Origin of the sequence: Streptomyces sp. NPDC007971 (genome assembly GCF_042958635.1) — a bacterium.
Taxonomy (GTDB): domain Bacteria; phylum Actinomycetota; class Actinomycetes; order Streptomycetales; family Streptomycetaceae; genus Streptomyces.
Window position 1 is genome coordinate 175,879 of sequence record NZ_JBIBJK010000015.1, and the last position, 18,061, is coordinate 193,939.

Annotated in this window: 16 protein-coding genes and 6 pseudogenes; 14 read left to right on the forward strand and 8 right to left on the reverse strand. The window is 68.3% G+C overall.

What is annotated here, in order from left to right; translation table 11 throughout:
* The first annotated feature begins 5 nt into the window (after positions 1–5).
* Positions 6–485, forward strand: coding sequence for an Asp23/Gls24 family envelope stress response protein (locus ACFZCP_RS29750; protein ID WP_391432615.1), 480 nt, complete (start codon positions 6–8; stop codon positions 483–485).
* A gap of 675 nt (positions 486–1,160) precedes the next feature.
* Here ACFZCP_RS29750 and ACFZCP_RS29755 read toward each other — a convergent pair.
* Entirely contained in the window at positions 1,161–1,565 is a 405-nt protein-coding gene (locus ACFZCP_RS29755) for a DUF2267 domain-containing protein (RefSeq protein WP_391432618.1), read from the reverse strand.
* Between the two features lie 85 nt (positions 1,566–1,650).
* Complete coding sequence (locus ACFZCP_RS29760) at positions 1,651–2,085, reverse strand: Hsp20 family protein (protein WP_391432621.1); 435 nt, start codon at positions 2,083–2,085, stop codon at positions 1,651–1,653.
* A gap of 134 nt (positions 2,086–2,219) precedes the next feature.
* Between ACFZCP_RS29760 and ACFZCP_RS29765 the strand changes: the two are divergent.
* The 3 genes and pseudogenes from ACFZCP_RS29765 to ACFZCP_RS29775 form a co-directional block, all read left to right on the forward strand.
* Positions 2,220–2,877: pseudogene (locus tag ACFZCP_RS29765) on the forward strand (type III effector protein).
* Positions 2,878–2,897: 20 nt separating this feature from the next.
* The gene (locus ACFZCP_RS29770) at positions 2,898–3,080 is read left to right on the forward strand and encodes a hypothetical protein (RefSeq protein ID WP_391432624.1); all 183 of its coding nucleotides are present in this window, start codon (positions 2,898–2,900) and stop codon (positions 3,078–3,080) included.
* Between the two features lie 33 nt (positions 3,081–3,113).
* Positions 3,114–3,420, forward strand: a pseudogene (locus ACFZCP_RS29775) (serine hydrolase); the annotation flags it as partial.
* Positions 3,421–3,935: 515 nt separating this feature from the next.
* On the opposite strand, the gene ACFZCP_RS29780 reads toward ACFZCP_RS29775, so the two are convergent.
* The 3 genes from ACFZCP_RS29780 to ACFZCP_RS29790 form a co-directional block, all read right to left on the reverse strand.
* Positions 3,936–4,358 (reverse strand): STAS domain-containing protein, encoded by a 423-nt coding sequence (locus ACFZCP_RS29780; RefSeq protein ID WP_391432627.1) that lies wholly within the window; start codon positions 4,356–4,358, stop codon positions 3,936–3,938.
* Between the two features lie 309 nt (positions 4,359–4,667).
* Entirely contained in the window at positions 4,668–4,829 is a 162-nt protein-coding gene (locus tag ACFZCP_RS29785) for a hypothetical protein (RefSeq protein ID WP_391432630.1), read from the reverse strand.
* A gap of 5 nt (positions 4,830–4,834) precedes the next feature.
* Positions 4,835–5,440 (reverse strand): DUF5994 family protein, encoded by a 606-nt coding sequence (locus ACFZCP_RS29790; RefSeq protein WP_391432633.1) that lies wholly within the window; start codon positions 5,438–5,440, stop codon positions 4,835–4,837.
* Positions 5,441–6,288: 848 nt separating this feature from the next.
* Between ACFZCP_RS29790 and ACFZCP_RS29795 the strand changes: the two genes are divergently transcribed.
* From ACFZCP_RS29795 to ACFZCP_RS29805, 3 genes are all read left to right on the forward strand, one after another.
* Entirely contained in the window at positions 6,289–7,503 is a 1,215-nt protein-coding gene (locus ACFZCP_RS29795) for an ice-binding family protein (RefSeq protein ID WP_391432636.1), read from the forward strand.
* A 315-nt stretch (positions 7,504–7,818) separates the two neighbouring features.
* Positions 7,819–8,403: a DUF5819 family protein gene (locus ACFZCP_RS29800; protein ID WP_391432640.1), complete on the forward strand. Its 585-nt coding sequence runs from the start codon at positions 7,819–7,821 to the stop codon at positions 8,401–8,403.
* A complete protein-coding gene (locus tag ACFZCP_RS29805; RefSeq protein ID WP_391432643.1) occupies positions 8,390–9,538 on the forward strand; it encodes an HTTM domain-containing protein in 1,149 nt (382 codons plus the stop codon). The genes ACFZCP_RS29800 and ACFZCP_RS29805 overlap by 14 nt, the downstream gene beginning before the upstream one ends.
* Before the next feature lie 502 nt (positions 9,539–10,040).
* Here ACFZCP_RS29805 and ACFZCP_RS29810 read toward each other — a convergent pair.
* Both ACFZCP_RS29810 and ACFZCP_RS29815 read right to left on the reverse strand, forming a co-directional pair.
* Positions 10,041–10,511, reverse strand: a complete 471-nt coding sequence (locus ACFZCP_RS29810; RefSeq protein WP_391432646.1) for an NUDIX domain-containing protein — start codon at positions 10,509–10,511, stop codon at positions 10,041–10,043.
* 2 nt (positions 10,512–10,513) lie between these two features.
* Entirely contained in the window at positions 10,514–11,257 is a 744-nt protein-coding gene (locus tag ACFZCP_RS29815; RefSeq protein ID WP_391432649.1) for an XRE family transcriptional regulator, read from the reverse strand.
* Between the two features lie 86 nt (positions 11,258–11,343).
* Between ACFZCP_RS29815 and ACFZCP_RS29820 the strand changes: the two are divergent.
* Positions 11,344–11,718: pseudogene (locus ACFZCP_RS29820) on the forward strand (transposase); the annotation flags it as partial.
* Positions 11,719–11,729: 11 nt separating this feature from the next.
* Positions 11,730–11,921: pseudogene (locus ACFZCP_RS29825) on the forward strand (ISAzo13 family transposase); the annotation flags it as partial.
* Between the two features lie 211 nt (positions 11,922–12,132).
* On the opposite strand, the gene ACFZCP_RS29830 reads toward ACFZCP_RS29825, so the two are convergent.
* Complete coding sequence (locus ACFZCP_RS29830; protein WP_391432651.1) at positions 12,133–12,588, reverse strand: VOC family protein; 456 nt, start codon at positions 12,586–12,588, stop codon at positions 12,133–12,135.
* Positions 12,589–12,648: 60 nt separating this feature from the next.
* Between ACFZCP_RS29830 and ACFZCP_RS29835 the strand changes: the two are divergent.
* The 5 genes and pseudogenes from ACFZCP_RS29835 to ACFZCP_RS29855 all read left to right on the forward strand — a co-directional run.
* Positions 12,649–13,302: pseudogene (locus tag ACFZCP_RS29835) on the forward strand (IS256 family transposase); the annotation flags it as partial.
* Between the two features lie 356 nt (positions 13,303–13,658).
* Positions 13,659–14,878: pseudogene (locus ACFZCP_RS29840) on the forward strand (cytochrome P450).
* Positions 14,879–14,902: 24 nt separating this feature from the next.
* Entirely contained in the window at positions 14,903–15,451 is a 549-nt protein-coding gene (locus tag ACFZCP_RS29845; protein ID WP_391432654.1) for a LuxR C-terminal-related transcriptional regulator, read from the forward strand.
* A gap of 601 nt (positions 15,452–16,052) precedes the next feature.
* Positions 16,053–16,163 (forward strand): keywimysin-related RiPP, encoded by a 111-nt coding sequence (locus ACFZCP_RS29850; RefSeq protein WP_107407388.1) that lies wholly within the window; start codon positions 16,053–16,055, stop codon positions 16,161–16,163.
* A 26-nt stretch (positions 16,164–16,189) separates the two neighbouring features.
* Complete coding sequence (locus ACFZCP_RS29855) at positions 16,190–18,040, forward strand: lasso peptide isopeptide bond-forming cyclase (protein ID WP_391432659.1); 1,851 nt, start codon at positions 16,190–16,192, stop codon at positions 18,038–18,040.
* Positions 18,041–18,061 lie beyond the last annotated feature (21 nt).

Genomic DNA, 18,061 nt, shown 5'->3' on the forward strand with positions numbered 1-18,061 from the left:
CGAAGATGACGGATACCGGACTGCCGAGCCGGCCCGAGACCCCTCGCGCGGTGTCATTGGGTGAGCACGGCGGGAAGACGCCGCACGGAAGCGATCCGGGATCGCGTGGCCGTACAACGATCGCCGACGGCGTGGTGGCGAAGATCGCCGGGATGGCGGCCCGGGATGTGCCGGGCGTCCACTCGATGCGCGGTGGGTTCGCCCGTGGCATGGGGGCGATGCGTGAACGTATGCCCGGTGCCGGCGGGAAGTCCGTCACCAGCGGGGTGAAGGTCGAGGTCGGCGAGGTACAGACCGCGGTCGACCTGGAGATCGTCGTGGAGTACCGCGTCTCCATCATCGAGGTCGCGGGCGACGTCAGAGAGAACGTGATCGCCGCCATCGAGCGGATGACCGGTCTGGAGGTTGTCGAGGTCAACATCGCGGTCGGCGATGTGCATGTGCCCGACGAGGACGAGGAACAACCAGAGCGGCGGCTCGAGTAACCGCTTGCCTGAGCCGAAGCAAGCAAGAAGCGCGCCGGCTTCCGTGAGAGCGATTGGTGTTGGCCAACCGTCTTCGACGTCCTTGGTGTGCTGCTGCTGGTGTGGTGGCTGCTAGTACAGCTGCGCCGATGTTGCCGTGGTCCGGTTTTCGCGGCTTGCCGCCGTGATTCGGCCCGCGCGACGCATGATCGTGCCCGTCGGTGCCGGGACCGGCGCCGCCGACGGCCACAGCGAGTGGCATTCCACCCTCGGACGCCCCGTGAGCCTTGCGCGCCCCCGGAAGATGCTCTTCCTACGGTTGTGCCGAGGTGACCACAGGCGGCACGACGATCGCCATGCCCTCTTGGCCTCCGTCAAACGACCGGCAGCTCGCACTCCTCACCAGCATCGGGGAAGGATCCGCCCCCGACACCTCAAACAACCCCGCGCTCGCCATGGCCAGCGCCCGGGACCCGAACGTCCGGCTGCATCACCGAACGGACGGTCCGGGCCATCCTCGACGACCTCGAACAGGCTACCTGCGCCGGCACCAGGCAAAACGGCGCAGCCAGTACACCCTCAACCGAACAGCAGGGCCACGATGCAAAGGACGGTACCGGTGTCCCAGCAGGCGGTGGCTGCCGTCCCGCCAGCGCGGGACGCCAGGTCCTTGACGAAGCCCCAGCCGGTGACGGGTCAGGTGGCGGGGATCTCGGATGTCAGGGTGACGGCGGCCTCGTGCGCCAGCCTGGCCGCGAGCTCCACGCGCTCATCGCCCGTGAGCTGGCGCCCGAGGGCGGCCAGCACGGCCCGCACGGACACCTCGGCCTGTGCGCGGGTGGTGTACGCGCCTTCGTACCGCACTCTTTCCAGCATCTGCTCAAACGTCATGCCCACGGTGGACCGGCGCGGCTCCTGCTGGGGAATCATCGGTGACGCGGTTGCCTCCAGCGGGCAGCCAGTTCCGCCGACTACCTCGCCCACCAAGTGCGCGCCCATCAGCGCCAGCACCATGCGAGCCGCCCGCTCGGCTTCCTCGCTGGTCCCGTACGCGCCTCGTTCCTCGACCTGATCCAGGAACGCCTCCCATCGCATGGCCATGGCTGCTCCCTTGCGCGTGTGGTGGCGAGCCGAGGCGGCGCAGGGGAGGTCGTCTCCCGTCCTCCGGCACGGCTGGGAGGGGGCTTCAGCCGCTGATCTCCTTGTGCGCGGAGCCGCCACCGATGGCGATCTTGCGGGGCTTGGCGCGCTCGGCGATCGGGATCCGCAGGGTCAACACGCCCGCGTCGTAGTCCGCGCTGATGTGCTCGGTGTCCAGGGTGTCGGCCAGCACGACCTGGCGGGAGAAGACGCCCAGAGGCCGCTCGGAGAGCTCCATCTGCACGTCGTCCGCCTTGGTGACGGGCCGACGCTCGGCCCTGACGGTCAGCATGTTCCGCTCGACGTCGATGTCGATCGCGTCCGGGGAGACGCCGGGCAGGTCGACGGCGATCACGTACATCTCGCCCTCACGGTAGGCGTCCATCGGCATCGCCGACGGACGCGACCATGTGCCGGTCGTGTTCAGGAGCTGCTGAGTGAGTCGATCAAACTCACGGAACGGATCGGTGCGCATCAACATCGTGAAACACCTCCAGTGTTCAGGTCAGTCGCGTTGCTGCCAATGCGATTCACCTGATCTCATTGTGACATGTCGTCTAAGTGATGACATATAGGGCATCGTCGAGATGACGACACCGCGGGTTTGGAGGATCCATGACCGTTGACGATCAGCCAACCCCCCGCGCCCGCGATCTCACCCCCATGTCCTTCCTCGCCGCCGCCGCGGCGCTGAACACGATCCACGAGGCCCTGCGCACCGCCCGGACATCGCGGGACAGGGACCATTCCGAGCCCGTCCAGGCCGGCTCGGAGCAGGCACTCGCCGCGCTCCTGCTGCTCCGCGAAGCGCGCGATCAGCTCGCCGAGTGGGAACCGGGCCTGATCGAAGCGGCCCGGGAGGCGGGCGCCAGCTGGGCCGACCTCGCCCACCCCCTCGGCGTCTCCAGCCGCCAGGCCGCCGAACGCCGCTACCTGCGCGTACGCCCCGGAAACCCGGGGTCCACGGGCGAGCAGCGAGTACGGGCCACCCGCGACCGCCGTGCCGCCAACCGCACTGTCACCGCCTGGGCCCGTGCCAACGCCGCGGACCTGCGCCAGCTCGCCGGCCAGATCACCGCGCTCACCGACCTCCCCGCCGCCGCCCGCACCCCACTCGCCGAGCTCACTGCCGCCCTCGTCGGCCCCCTGACGGTCACGCACCCGCTATCTGGCGTCCGACCACCCCGACCTCGCGACGCGCGTCAATGACGTCGCCCGCCACACCGACGGGCTCCGTCGGCACAGCGGCGCCCAGCGCCGGAACCGAGCGTGATCTCCGCGACGCCAGGATCTTTGACCACCGGCAAGAAGGTCATCACCGGCCTGCCTTACCGAGCTGAGCTCGCCACCGACAGCTGGGAATCCGTCGTTGAGGAAGGCAAGAAGCTCACGGACAAGAAGATCGACAGTGACCCGATCCTCTCCTGGATGCTGCGCCGGCCCACAGGTACTCCGAGGCCCGCGTCACCAGGCTGACCCGGCGGGATGCACACGGTGAACGGGGAGACCATGACGTACCGCATCGAACAACTCCTGAGCGACGGCGTCCGCGACAAGGTCCTCCCAGGCGCCATGTGGGCCGTAGGTGACACTGCCGACATCCACGCCTCCGGCTCCACCGGAGTGCTCGACCCCAATGCCCCAGGCGCGCCGATGCGGCCCGACACCATTTTCGATGCCGCCAGCCGGACAAAGATTCTCGCAGTGCGGGCCTCGATCGGTGCCTTCTGGGAGGAAGGCAAGCTCGGACCTCGACACCCCTCCCGGCACCTTCTGGTCCGTAGGATCGGGCAAGCTGTTGGGCAGTAGCTCCGCCTCGCTCACGGCTGATCGCTGATGGCCGTGGTCAGCGGTCTCTGTGTGGGTGACCCCAAGCGAGGCGTGGTGGTCGACGAGCAGCCGTTCCTGCAGGCAGCGGGCGAGGTCACGGTCCCTCTGATGCGGGTGGACCACGATTCCGGTGACGGCGAAGACATGCCCGGAGGCCGTGAGTTGCTCGATGTTCCGGGGGAGAGTCGCGTCGAATCCCTGCCACCAGGAACCGTTGCGGCCTACGGGAGATCCGAAGGCGCCCCCGACCAGAGTGGTGGTCTCCGCGACCAGCATCGCGAACCCCGGCCTCCGGACGTCGTCCGTGAGGCACGCAGGAAGTCCTGGCGGTCGTGGTACCCCTCGCCGACGGCCGTGTCGGAGGACTCACGTACAGATCGGCCAGATCCTCCTTCAGGCTCTCGGTCTGCCAGCGGTTGAGTCGGCGCAGACGGACCGCGTCCATGGCGGACGGCTCGCGGCCATTGGGTTTCTGCGGCTGCCCTGTCCCGGATCGCTCCCTCACCACAAACGCTCCGGCAGGGCAGGCGCGACAGAAGCGATCCTGTGCGGGGGCCCCGGATCAGACACATGCCGCAGGGCCGCCCGGCTCACGGGGAGGTCACCCGGGAGGCCGAGGAGCAGGGTGCCACTGTCGGTGAGGGCGATGATTCGAGCCAGTACCGGTGGTGGGTGGTGCAACCGCAGGGATCCGCCGACCACGGCGGTGGCCCGCGCCGCGTGCAGGAAGGCGTTGAGGCCGGTCACATCACAGAAGGTGACGGTCGTCAGGTCGACGTCGATGGTGCGGATGCCGTCCCGCAGGCATCGCCCCAGCCCCTCGCGCACGAGGTGCTCTGTTGCCAGGTCGATCTCACCGGCCAGGGTGATCAACGCCCGGCTGTGCCTGTCGTGCCGGTGGAGGGTCAGCTGTGGAATGGACATGGCGCCTCGGTTCAGGAGACCGGCCGGGCAGCGCCGTACGGGCCGGACTCCCGGCTCTTCCTGCGCTCCATACACGGTCGTGCTCTCGTGCAGAGAGGCGAACGGCCGGTCCAGCGGCCTGTGTTCCAAGCGCAGGGCCGACAAGTTCCCTCGGGGGATGCGCTGCGCAGTCGGACGGAGTCCGCTACCGCAGGCGTCTCGCATCGGAATCTGGGACTTCGACGTCTCTGCGCGGCACAGTCGCGGTCAGGGCCGAGGCCCCTTCCACTGAGCCGTTGTCGCCGGCTGAGCCGATGGTGTCAGGAAGGTTCACTTCTCTGTGCGGTGCCGCGGCCATAGCCGCCACCGCCGGGGACGGCCGAAGGGCAAGGTCGCCAGACGATCGTCGTGGCTCGCGGTGAACAGCTGAATCACGATCACGCCCAGGACGAGAATCGCGAGGAGCACGCTCACCGTCGCGAAGGTGTCCATGCCTCTCACACTCCTTCCGCCGGGGTCGGCACGTGACCGATGACCGCTGTATCAGGAGTACGTGACTCCGGGTGGCGGGCGTCATGTCCGCCTTCGGAGTCCCAGAACGCCTCCCGGAACGAGTCCGAGTCGGCCGCTGCCTCTGCCGCGGTCCGGAAGCGTTCGGCCTCATGGATGAGGCCGGTCGCCGTGAGGCTCCGCGACGGGTCGGTGGCCATGTCCATCAGCCGGGCCGCCGTGACCGGCTCTGTCTCCGGTGGGACCACGAGCAGGTCCCAGCGGCCGACGGTGTAGGAGAGCAGCAGCAGCTTGTGCGGGTCTTGCTCGGCCTCGAACCAGCCGACGTGCACCACGTGCCCGTGGACGGGCACCTTTCGCGGGATGACCGGCCAGAACGTGGGGTTCACCGTTACTCGGGTGATCCGCCCCCACAGCGGGTCGAGAACCTCGATGAGCGCCGGAAGCTCCGCCGCCAGGTCGCGGGAGCGGGGCCACCAGGCACCGTCGATCCGTGCCGGAGCGGTGTCGGCGGGTGCCAGCGCGAGTCGGGGCGGCGGCGAAGAAGGAATCCGGTCTTCGACCGCGGGCGTCAACAGAATGGTCGCGGTCATGATGCGGACCCAACCCCGGGCCGGTCACGGCCGGCCCGGTCGTCGTGAATCGCCGAGAACGACCCGGCGTGGAAGCCGGTGTACGAAATGCTCTCGGTAATCACCAGGGTACTCCTCGTCGAGGCCCGACGGACCGATGCGGAGCGACGGATTGAACGGAACACGAGGCCCTGGTCGTCCGCCGCCGGAGTCAGTGCAGGAGACGCCGACAGGAGCGCCCGTGTATCGCGTCAGCCGTGCTCTTCCCCCTCGGCGCCTCGATGCGCCGCCTGCCTTGGTGCGTCACGGCGCCCCTTGCCAGTGCCCCAATCGACCTTGATCAGGTCCTCACCCGAAGTTAGGTGCAGGCTGTGGTCAATTCCTCTTCGTGTATCCCGGGATCACGGAGAAACACCGCTCCGGTGACGCACGGAGCCGGTTGCCTTCCCTTGCCTCACGCAAAGCCTTCATAGCCTTGTGGCGGTACACCTTCCGCTCCGCCAGTGATGCGACTGCTCCAGAGAGAACCGCGGACTGCTTGTTACTCAACACGCTGGTGAGATGTCGGGTGTCGGATGGGGGCGGCATCGGCCCAGCGGCTGCGAATGCATGAATTTCGTCGCCGCCCGGGCTGACCAGGGAAGTGACGCCATCGTGTCGCCCGTCTCGACTAAGCAGGAGAGACCATTCGGCCCATTAATAGTTTTCTGAGCATTTGCGAGCAGCTCGTCAGGTTCAGCGAAACCACTCGCATGAATCGCAACCTAGCGCATGCGCCTGAGTAATATGCCAACGGCAGAAGCAGGCGATTCTCCACGACGGAGAACCGCCAAATACGTCTCCATCCCCTCACAGGAGTTGGCCCTTCGATGACGCTCAATATCCCTGTGGCGCCTCTGCGGCGCACTTTGTCGGTATGGACCGCGGCGGTACTTGCCGTGGTGATCTCCGCTGTCGTAGTCGCTGTGACGCCGACACAGGCAAGTGCCCTCGCCACCTTTGTAGACCTGGGTAGGGCGGACAGCTTCGCGGTACTGGCCGGTTCGGCGACCACCAATACCGGCCCCTCGGTGATCACCGGAGATGTCGGAGTGTCGCCGGGAACGTCCATCAGCGGATACGGGCCGCCCGCCGTGGTGAACGGGACCCAGCACTCTGCGGACACCGTGGCTCAGGATGCCCAGACCGACCTGATCGCGGCGTACGACGACGCTGCCGGACAGCCCTCCGACGGGGCACTTCCCCCGGATGCCGGTGGCCTGACACTGGTTCCGGGCGTCTACACCGCCTCCTCCACTCTCGGACTCACCGGCACCCTCACCCTGGATGCCCGGGGGAACCCCAACGCCGTCTGGGTCTTCCAGATCGGTTCGGGCCTGACGACGGCGTCCAGCAGCCGCGTATCCCTCATCAACGGCGCCTCACCGTGCAATGTGTTCTGGAAGATCGGCAGTTCGGCCACCCTCGGCACCAGCACCGCCTTCGTGGGCAACATCCTGGCCATGACCTCGATCACCGCCACCACGAGCGCGACCATCGAGGGACGGGCGCTGGCCCGTGGCGGTGCCGTGACGCTGGACACCAACACGATCACCCGGCCACAGTGCGCGGCCGGCACTACCGGTGCGACGACCGCCGGCACTACCGGCTCCACGACGGCCGGCACTACCGGCTCCACGACGGCCGGCACTACCGGCTCCACGACGGCCGGCACTACCGGCTCCACGACGGCCGGCACCACCGGCTCCACGACGGCCGGCACCACCGGCTCCACGACGGCCGGCACCACCGGCTCCACGACGGCCGGAACCACCGGCTCCACGACGGCCGGAACCACCGGCTCCACGACGGCCGGCACCACCGGCTCCACGACGGCCGGCACCACCGGCTCCACGACCGCCGGCACCACCGGCTCCACGACCGCCGGCACCACCGGCTCCACGACCGCCGGCACCACCGGCTCCACGACCGCCGGCACCACCGGTGGGACCGGCCATGGCTGCAAACCCGGACACAACGATTACGGCGACGAGTATGGCGACGGGTATGGCCAGGACGACAGCTACGGCTGTGATCCTGCCTAGCACGCGCAACCCACTCCGACGGGGTGAGTGCTCGGACGCAACCACTCCCGTGCGCGAGTAGGACGGGCGGCGTGCGGCGCGGATCGTCATCGATTCCGCCGCACGCCGCAGGCGGAAGCTCAGGAGAACCAGGTGAGAGAAGTCGGGACGGAAGGACCGGATCGGGCCGTGCGGGGTGGCATTGCGTCAGCAGACGCTGACGAATCGGACCAGGCGGGCGCTAGACCAACCGTGCAGAGGGGGGACGGGAGACCGACTGCGTTCCGAGCGTCTTCAGAGCCGCCCGTCGCCCTGAAGGCCGGAGTACAAGTCGCCGTGATCCTGTGCCTGGCAGCGGCCCTGGTACATGTGCTTCTGGTATTTCTGCAGGTGGCACCACCGAATCCCCTCTCCCGGCAGTACAGTCGGCAGGTCAACGCCTGGGTCTTCCCGTTGTTCGAGCAGAACTGGCGGCTCTTCGCCCCGGACCCGGAGTCGGTCAACCGGCAGATTTCGGCAAGGACCATGCACACCGCCCCGGACGGCACCGCCCACGTCAGCGGCTGGTTCGACCTGACCGCCGTCGACACATCCGCAGTAGAACACGACCCCTTCCCCAGCCACACAGCACAGAACATGCTGCGCCGGGCCTGGACTTCCTACCTCGAAACACACGGCGGCGACGACCATCCGCGCTCACAACGCGCTCTGATGATCCAGCAATACCTGCGCAACATCGCAGCCGATCGCCTCACCGCCCATCGTCACGGCACATTCGAGTCCATCCAGCTGCGGGTGATCACCTTGCCCATCGCCGCGCCGCCCGCAGCGGGCGGCCCCGGTCCCGGCACGGCCGCACCACGGCCCACCGACACCCGTTACCTGCCCTGGTGGAAGGTGGCCCGCCATGCAACAGGCTGAGCAGACATCGGCCCCGGCAACCACGCCGACACGCCCCGGACACGACACCGAGCGGGCGAGCGCACACACGCCACAGCAGATTCCGGCGCGTATCGCTACGCTCCTCACCCTCCTGCTGGAGCAGCCGATCTCCCTGTACGCTGCGGCGGTTCTGCGCATCGGGTACGGATTCCTCTACTTCGCCTTCCTGCTGCGCGAGTTTCCTCACCGCGACGAGATCTGGGGTCCCGGCTCACCCTGGACACCGACACTGGCCAAACAGCTCTTCGACCAGACCGGGTGGGCCAGCATCCTCACCCTGTCCGACAGCCGGGCCTACTTCGAGGTCTGCTACGCGGCAGCCATCGTCATCTCCGCCCTGTTCATGCTGGGCTGGCGGACCAGAGCGGTGTCCGTGCTCTTCGCGGTCGTAGTGACGTCGTTCCACGCCAGGGCGATCTTCATGACGGACGGAGGGGACAACCTCATCCTCCTCATGGCCCTCTACCTCGTCGTCACCGCATGCGGCCGACGCTGGTCCCTCGACGCGCGCAGGGCCCGGCTCCGAGCATCCGCCGGCAAGACAGTCCGGCTTCCGCTGGACCAGGCATCCGGCGAGCTGCGACGCCACCTCCGTGACGCGCGCCTGACAGTGATCACCGTGCTGCACAACTGCGGCATGCTCGTCATCGCCGCCCAGGTCTGCTTCCTCTACGGATCCGCGGGCCTCTACAAGGTGCAGGGCGCCTCCTGGGGCAACGGCACCGCCCTCCATTACGCCCTGAATCTCGACCTGTTCCAGCCCTGGCCCGAGCTCTCCGCCATGGCGGACGAACACGACGTACTGATCGCCATCGCCTGCTACCTGACGGTGCTGTTGCAGGTGGCCTTCCCGTTCGTCCTGTTCGGAAGGCTCAAGTACCCCGTCCTGACGATGCTGCTGGGCATGCACGTGGGTATCGTGGTGTTCCTGGGCCTGCCGCTCTTCTCCGGCGCGATGATCGTCGCGGACGCCGTGTTCCTTCCGGACCGCTTCTACCGCTACCTGGGACAGCTGTCGCGGCGCGTTGTCCCGTGGGCTGACATCAGGGAGGCGAGGACTCGGACTCCCGCAGATGCTGCACTGGTACCTCCGCAGTCGGGACCGACCGTCTGAGCCCGACACCTGGTACCACTGCGCGGCGGCCGGAATTCCGCCCCCGGAGCAGGGTGACGGCCCCATCGCGAGCGGCGTGGGGACCCTCGCCGGACCCCAGCGTTGTCGGTCGGACAAACGTGGACTGGTGCCGCGGCCGTGAATCTGCCCTAACGTCCAACCCACGGCTGATCGGCGTGTACCGCAGCCGCCTGCGCCATGGCTCCGCCTCGACGCAGAGGATGCTGACGAGTCCGGCCGCCCGGCGGTCTCAATTTCCGTCTCATTCAGCGCCATTCACGGCCGTTCAGACGAGACCGGCGCGCGTATCCACCTCGCCGATCAACCGCTCATGGACCCAGGTGAACGCCCCCAACCGCACCCCCCACCGCCACCAACAGACTTGGAAAGCGTGTTGTGAGGGAGCTCGGCCTTCCTCCGGCTGACCGGTGATGGTCGTGATCAACAGCCTCTGTGTGCCGTCGTTGCGATCACGGTCGCCGTCACCACAGCCCTAATGAGGTCAGCCGAGATAGGGCCGCTCACGGTGCTCAAGGAAGTGACGGATCCGGAGCCGCTGCGTGTGGTGCATCGGCAATTGATCAATCTCCTCCGGCTGGACGAACCGCAGCTCCGTGGACTCGTCCGAGATCGCGAGTCGGCCGCCGACCACACGTGCGGTGAAGCAGACGTTGAACTGTCTGCGCACCTCACCGTCCGAGTAGGCAATGATGTGGCGAGGGTCGGTGTACGTGCCCACAAGTCCGGTGATCTCCACGTCCAGACCCGTTTCCTCCTTCACCTCGCGGACGGCCGTTCCCGGAAGTGAGTCGGTCATCTCCATGCCGCCACCAGGAAGCGCCCAAAGATCGTTGTCTCGTCGGCGCTGAAGGAGCATGCGCCCTTCGTCGTCGGTCACCACGGCTGACGCGGCGACCACCAAGCTGTTCGGCTCCGGTGCCGCCGGGTCGTCGTAGTACTCGGTCCGTGCCATGGTCAGTCTTCTCCTACCGGCGTCGCGGTCTCCCACACCGCGTCGAAGCTGCTGGCGTAGGTGTCGAACATGCCGCCCTCTCCGTTGCGCCGAAGATGCCACACGGGAGCGCCGTAGGCGTTCACGCCCCAGACATGGGCATTGACCATCGCCTGGTCATCCGCACGATAGATCGAGTTGTAGAGCGTGGTGGCACGGGTCCGCACCTCGATGCCGGATAGCCCGGCCAGGGGGCGATAGTGCAGGAGGGCGAGTCGGCAACGGGACTCGATCCCGTGGCCGAATCTCTCTTCCTGGCCGCGCTGTTGGACATTCGCGCTGTGCGGGTCGCCGATCGCGATGCGGACCGCACATCCGTCGGCAGCTCGCTCTCGCAACAAGTCGTTGAGCCGCGGGTACGCCTCGTGCAAGAAGACGGCGGCGTACACCAGCACGTCGATCTGCTCGCGAGCCTGGGTCAGCATGTCCACGAAGGTGGACACGGGAATGTCCGCGCGCTGGTCGTAGAGAGCCACAAGTTCCGGACTGACGGCGCGGGCGGGGCGTGCCTGCCGGAGCGCTGGCCATAGAGCGTGCACATCTTCTCCTAGCGTTTCCGCTGCCAACATGGCCGTGGCACGGCGCGGCGTACGCCCCAGATTGACCCATCGTTCGACGGACTTGGGATCGACTTCGGCCTTGTCCGCGAGGGCGGAGTACGTCCAGCCGCCGGCCGCCATGGCAGCACGTAACCTCTCGTTCGGCATCCCAATCTCTCCTAACACCCGGGGACGGCCTAGTACTGCAACGGTCTTTGCCGTGACGGTGGGGCAGGTGGGTCGTTGGGCTGGTCGTGGGTGGGGAAGTTACTGAGGCCCAGTCGTGGGCTGGTGAACTGAAGGCTCTGCACGAGCGGTTTGTGCATCGTTTCTCCAGATCGGAGCCGCGTGAGACGGCCCTTGCCTGTATGCAGGGGCTGATCGCTCCGCTGGAACGGAAGAACGGCTGGACGCTGGCGGAGGAGGCCGGGCACGCGGCACCGGACCGGATCCACCGGCTGCTGAACCGGATCGACTGGGACGCGGATGAGGTTCTCGACGACGTGCGGGAGTACGTGGTCGAGAACCTCCGCGATCCGGATGCGGTGCTGATCGTGGACTACACCGGGTTCCTGAAGAAGGGCGACCGGTCGGCCGGTGTCCAGCGGCAGTACTCCGGCACGGCCGGGGCTTGTATTTCACCCGGGGTGATCCCGTCTCCGCGTTGCGATGGACCACCTTGTCGCTGCGGGCCCTGGCCTCGACTCTGACGTCACAGGGCCATCCGGTCAGTGCCGCAACCGTTGGGCGCCTGCTGCACGGCCTGGGCTATAGCCTGCAGAGCACCGTCAAGACCACCGAGGGCGCAAGCCATCCGGACCGCGACGCCCAACCGGCTCAAGCGCGGCTCGCGCGGCGGCCGACCGCCGAAGTTCGACAAGGACGACTACAAGCAGCGGCACGCGGTCGAGTGCGGGGTCAACCGCCTCAAGCGCCATCGGGCCGTCGCCACTGGGTACGACAAACTCGCTGTCCGCTACGAAGCGACCGTGCTGGTCGCAGCCATCAACGAATGGCTGTGACCAGCACCGTCGCAACGACCCTCAGACGACGTCGAATTCGTTACCCTCGGGGTCCTGCATGGCGACGGCGTAGAGCCCCCTGTCCGGCTCATCCTTAATCCGCAGCACGGTGGCATCAGCTTCGACCAGCCGTTCCACCGCAGCCTTGACCCGCTGTGTGCGGACGTCCAGTGAGACGTCACGGCCCCCACCGACCTTCAGGTCGAAGTGCCACCGGTTCTTGGCGGCCTTCGGCTCCGGAACCTGCTGGAACCACACCCTCGGTCCACGTCCCGCGGGATCGATGATCGACTCCGGAATATCCCCGGCACCGGCCGGCAACTCTGCCTCGGGCACCCCCACCGCCGCCCAGTAAGCACGCCACGTGGCGTGGCCGCCCGGCGGAGGCTCAGGCACGTAGCCCAGGGCCCCGGCCCAGAACGTCACCATTCTCTGCGGATCGGAGCAGTCGATCGTCAGCTGCACTGTCATCTCCATGCTCGGAGCATCCCAGGCAGGTCTGACAGTCGATCAACTTTCGCAACAGGCCCCAGCCGTCCCCAGCTGCGTACCGGCAGCTTCTTCCCCAGCCTGCTGGAGCGACGCCGCCGCATCGACCAGGCCCTGTACGCCGTCATCATGGACGCCTACGTGCACGGCGTATCCATCCGCGCAGTCGACGACCTGGTCAAGGCCCTCGGCGCGGACACCAGGATCAGCAAGAGCGAGGTCTCCCGGATCTGCGGCGAACTCGACGAGCCCCTGTGCGCCATCCGCACCCGGCCGCTGGATCATGTCCGCTTCCCTTACGTCTACCTGGACGCGACCTACTGCAAGGGGCGGGTGGACCACCAGATCGTCTCCCAGGCTGTTGCCATCGCGACCGGCATCACCGAGGACGGCGGCCGCGAGGTCCTGGGGCTCATGGTGGGCGACAGCGAGACCGAGGCGTTCTGGTCCCAGTTCCTGCGCTCCCTGCGGGAGCGTGGCCTGTCCGGGGTCCGCCTGGTCATCGCCGACCACCACAGCGGTCTGGTCAAGGCGATCCGCAAGGTCATGCTCGGCGCCGCCTACCAGCGCTGTCGTGTCCATTTCCTGCGCAACGCCTTCGCGGTGATCTTCAAGGACTCGGCCGAAATGGTCGCGGCGACCATCCGCACGATCTTCGCTCAGCCCGCCCAGACGGCGGTCCGCACCCAGCTCGACAGCGTCCTCTACCGCGACCCCCCGTTGGCGAACTTCGCGATGTCCTACCCGACCCGGCCGGTCGACATCGGCGGCTTCCTGCTTCCGGCCGACCAGCCGGTGGTCATCAGTTACGCCGCCTGCAACAACGACCCCACCCTGGGATCCCACCGGCCGCTGGGCAATCGGGCCCACCTCGCCTGGGGAGCCGGCCCGCCCGGGCCGGATCGCACGCGTACCTCATCGCCGAAGCCGCCATCCTCCACGTCCTCGGCGCTCTGCCCGAGATGGACCTCGACGGCCACCGGGACGACCTCGTCCGGCGCCCCCCTCCCTGGTCGCCCTGCCCGTCACCTTCCCCACGAGCTGAAAGAGACCTAACCGTGTCCGAACAGCAGATACTCGTCCTCGACCCGACCGGATCCGACCCGGACGCCGAACACCAGGCCCTGCGCGAACGCGGCCCGGCGACGCTGGTGGACATCCTCGGCGTGCGCGCCTGGTCCGTCTCCGACCCGGCCCTCCTCAAGCAGCTCCTGACCAGCAAGAACGTCTCCAAGGACGGCCGCGCCCACTGGCCGGCCTTCGCCGAGACCGTCGCGTCCTGGCCGCTGGCCCTGTGGGTCGCGGTGGAGAACATGTTCACCGCCTACGGCAAGGATCACAGCCGCCTGCGCCGCATGGTTGCCCCCGCCCTCTCCGCCCGCCGCACCGCCGCCCTCCAGGCGGACATCGAGGCCCTCGTCGACGGCATCCTCGACGCCCTCCCGGCCGGCGAGACGGTCGACCTGCGCGAGCACCTCACCTACCCGCTCCCGTTCGCTGTCATCGGCAAGCTCATGAGCATCCCCGTCGATCAGCGCACCGAATTCCGCACCCTGGTGGACAACGTGTTCGCCACCCACCTCTCCGCCGAGGAACAGGCCGCGAACACCGCCGCCCTCTACGGCCTGCTCGACGCCCTGATCGAGACCAAGCGCACTGAGCCCGGTGAGGACATGACCTCGCTGCTGATCGCCACTCGCGACGAGGAAGACGGCTCCGCCCTCAGCCACGCCGAGCTACGCGACACGCTCCTGCTGATGATCAGCGCCGGATACGAGACCACGGTCAACGTCATCGACCAGGCCATCACCACCCTGCTGACCGATCCCCAGCAGCTCGCCCACATCCGGGAAGGCCGCTGCACCTGGCAGGACGTCGTCGAGGAAACCCTGCGCCACCAGCCCGCGGTCAAGCACCTTCCCCTGCGCTACGCCCGCACCGACATCCCGCTCCCCGACGGACAGACGATCAAGGGCGGCCAGGCGATCCTCGCCTCCTACGCCGCCGCCAACCGCCACCCCGACTGGCACAAGGATGCCGACCGTTTCGACGCCACCCGCCCCAGCATGGAACACCTCGCCTTCGGACACGGCGTTCACTTCTGCCTCGGTGCCCCGCTCGCCCGACTCGAAGTCGCCACCGCGCTGCGCCTGCTCTTCGAACGCTTCCCCGACGCCCAACTCACCACGGAGCGAACCGCGCTGAAGAGGCTGCCGAGCCTCATCAGCAACGGACACACTCCGTCCCCGTGCACCTGCGCCCGATGTCGAGCCACTGACCGATAGCGACGAGGAAGACCACCATGACTGCCCCCGCCCCGACCACACCGCTCACCCCGGCCGAGAGGCGCATCGCCCGGCACGTGGTGAACGGCCTGCCGGCACGCCAGATCGCCGACGCCGAGACGTTGTCGCACCACACGGTCCGCGCGCACTTGCTCTCTCTGCGCAAGAAGCTGCACTGCCCCGAACGCTGCTCCCTCGCCGTCGTCACCACCGCCTTCTGTAACAACTCCAGAAGCACGTTCACTGGACAGACCCGGTCGGTACTGCATCCGTTCGAGCCGGGCCTTGGGAATCTGCACGCTCCAGTTGGTGCCGTGCAGCAGCAGGTCCAGCCCGGAAAGGGTGTACTCGACGCCGGACGTACGACCTCGGTGATCCTGGCCGAGCTCCGGCACTGGTCGCTCCAAGCGACGGCGGGCCGGCCTCTGACACCGCCTGCGGAAAGCGCGGTCGAGCGGGCATCGCCGGGGCCCTTGGAGACCAGGGCCTGCCGACCGCCCGAAGCCGACGCCCGACGCCGGCGGTTCGCCGACCTACGCGTCACCCTGAACCGCCGGGCCGCATAGCGCGGCGCACGACAGCCGGCACGCCCCACGTAACCCGTCCACTCAAAGATCTCCAGAGGTGCGGGAACGCGGTGTGGCTTGGTGGCCAGGACGTCACGACCGACCCCGTCCGTTCATGTCCGGCGGGGCCGTGCGTCCGTTCCGGCACGGCCCGGCGGTTTCGCCTGCACTCGGCCGTCGGTGAGACATCTGGTGAACGCTTGGAGTGGAGCGCCAGGCAACGGCGCGTGTCCACGGACGCGGAGTGCGCCCGGCGGCGCTCGCCCATGGCCGTCGTCAGGCGCGTCCGGGAGGAGCGGCAGGTAGCTGCAAGGTCACAGCCCATATCGTTTCTTCCACCAAGCACACCCCCGAGCCGCACGACAATGCAGTGCCAACAACAACCACCAGGCGAGGTGCACGCACTCCGGGGATTCGAATTTCGCATATTATGCGAATTTTATGAACGCCCTTGCCACCGGCTCACGCTCTGCAGCTAGCTGGTGATGCGCCCACTTCCGGTCCAGGTTCCCGATGAACCCTGGGCAGACCGACAGCACACCGGGCAGTGCCGGGTCGTCGGTCAGGGAAGCGGTCGGGAAACCGCACGTGAGGAGTAGTCATGAAGAAGGCATACGAGGCACCGACGCTCGTCCGGCTCGGCACCTTCCGGAAGGAAACGGGGCTGCTTCAGCGCCACGGCAACGACCGGCTGATCCTGAGCAAGAACTGACGTCCGACGGTCCTTGACCCGACGCCATGACTGATCTGCACGAAAGTGCGGGGACGGGCCCCGGCGACGCGCACTTCGCGGTCTTCACCGACCGTGCGGACGCGGCCGCCGTGGCCCGCTCCTTCGCCCGCCCCGGAAGCCGGATCCTCGCGCATGCGTCGGGCCGGCCCTGGCTGGTCGGCCGCTGGCACGACGACGACATGGTCACGGCGGCGGCCGGCGGCGCCGCCCTCGCCGTCGTCGGCTGCTGCCCCACCGACGCCGAAGAACTGCGCCGCCGGGCCGGTCGGTTGCGCGATCTCACCGAACTCGACGTACTGGCCCGGTCCCTGCCCGGCAGTTTCCACCTCGTCGGCGCCCTCGACGGACAGATCAGGGTTCAGGGCACCGCCTCCGGACTGCGGCTGGTCTTCCACGCGGAGATCGACGGCGTACGGGTGGCCGCCACCCGTGCCGACACGCTCGCCGCCGTCCTGGGCGTCGACCCCGACGTGGAAGAGCTGGCCGTGAGGCTGCTGTGGCCCGCCCCGTATCCGCTGTTCGAGACGTCTCTGTGGCGTGCGGTCACCGCCGTTCCTCCTCAGGACGCCGTGATCGTCACCGCGGACGGGCGCCACGTACGGCACACCCGGTGGTGGGCCCCGCCGGAGCCGGTCCGTCCGCTCGCCGAAGCGGCGCCCCTGATCCGGACCGCGCTGGAGGAGGCCGTCGGCGCGCGTACCCGGCAGGGCGGCGTGGTGAGCTGCGACCTGTCCGGCGGCCTGGACTCCACCTCCGTCTGCTTCCTGGCCGACCGCTCCCCCGCCCGCGTGGTGGCCAGCACGTGGCCGGGACGCGACCCGGCGGACACCGACCTGCACTGGGCCGAACAGGCGATGGGCCATCTCCCGGACGTCGAGCACGTGGTCTGGGACGCCGACGCATCGCCGCTGGTCTACGAGGACCTGCTCGACATCGACGACCTCCTCGACGAGCCCACCATCGGCGTCATGGACCGCTCCCGGGTCCTGCACCATCTGCCCGGCCTCACCGCACGCGGCAGCCGGTTGCACCTGACCGGCATCGGCGGCGACCACGTGGCGTGGTGCTCCGAGGCGTACTACCACCGCCTGCTGCGCACCCGTCCGTTCTTCGCTCTGCGCCAACTGCGCGGGTTCCGGGCACTGTGGCAGTGGCCGCTCGTCGGCACGGTCCGCGCTCTCGCCGACTCCCGGCCGTACGGGAAGTGGCTCGCCGACGCGGCCGGTCACCTGCGTGGCCCGTTGCCCCCGTCCGTCGCGACGGGTCTCAGCTGGGGCATGACCCCGCGTCTGTTCGACTGGGTGACTCCTGATGCCGAACGGATGGCCGGTCGGGCGCTACTCGCGGCCGCGGCGACGGTCTCGCCGCTGCATCCGGACCGTGGCCTGCACACCGACCTGGAGCAGATCCGCTCGTGCACCCGCGTCATCCGGCAGTGGGACCGGATGGCGGCCCGCGCCGGCCTGCCGATGGCCTCTCCCTTCCTCGACGACCGCGTCATCGAGGCATGTCTCGCCGTACGTCCGAGCGAGCGCGTCACGCCCTGGGCGTACAAGCCCCTCCTGAGCGCCGCGATGCGCGGGATCGTGCCCGAGGCCTGCCTGCGGCGGGCCAACAAGGCCACGGCCTCCATGGACGCCTCCAACGGACTGCGGGAACACCGCGCCGACCTGCTGGCCCTGTGGGAGGACTCGCGGCTGGAGGCGCTGGGCCTGGTGGACGGCGCCGAACTCCGCCGCCTCGCCCGGAGGCCCGCCTCTCCGGGGCTGTCCGACGCCATCCTCTACTCCACGATCGCCGCGGAGGTGTGGCTGCGGGGACTGGCCCGCACCCGCACCCATGTCCCGCACCCCTGACCACGTCCCCACGTCAGAAAG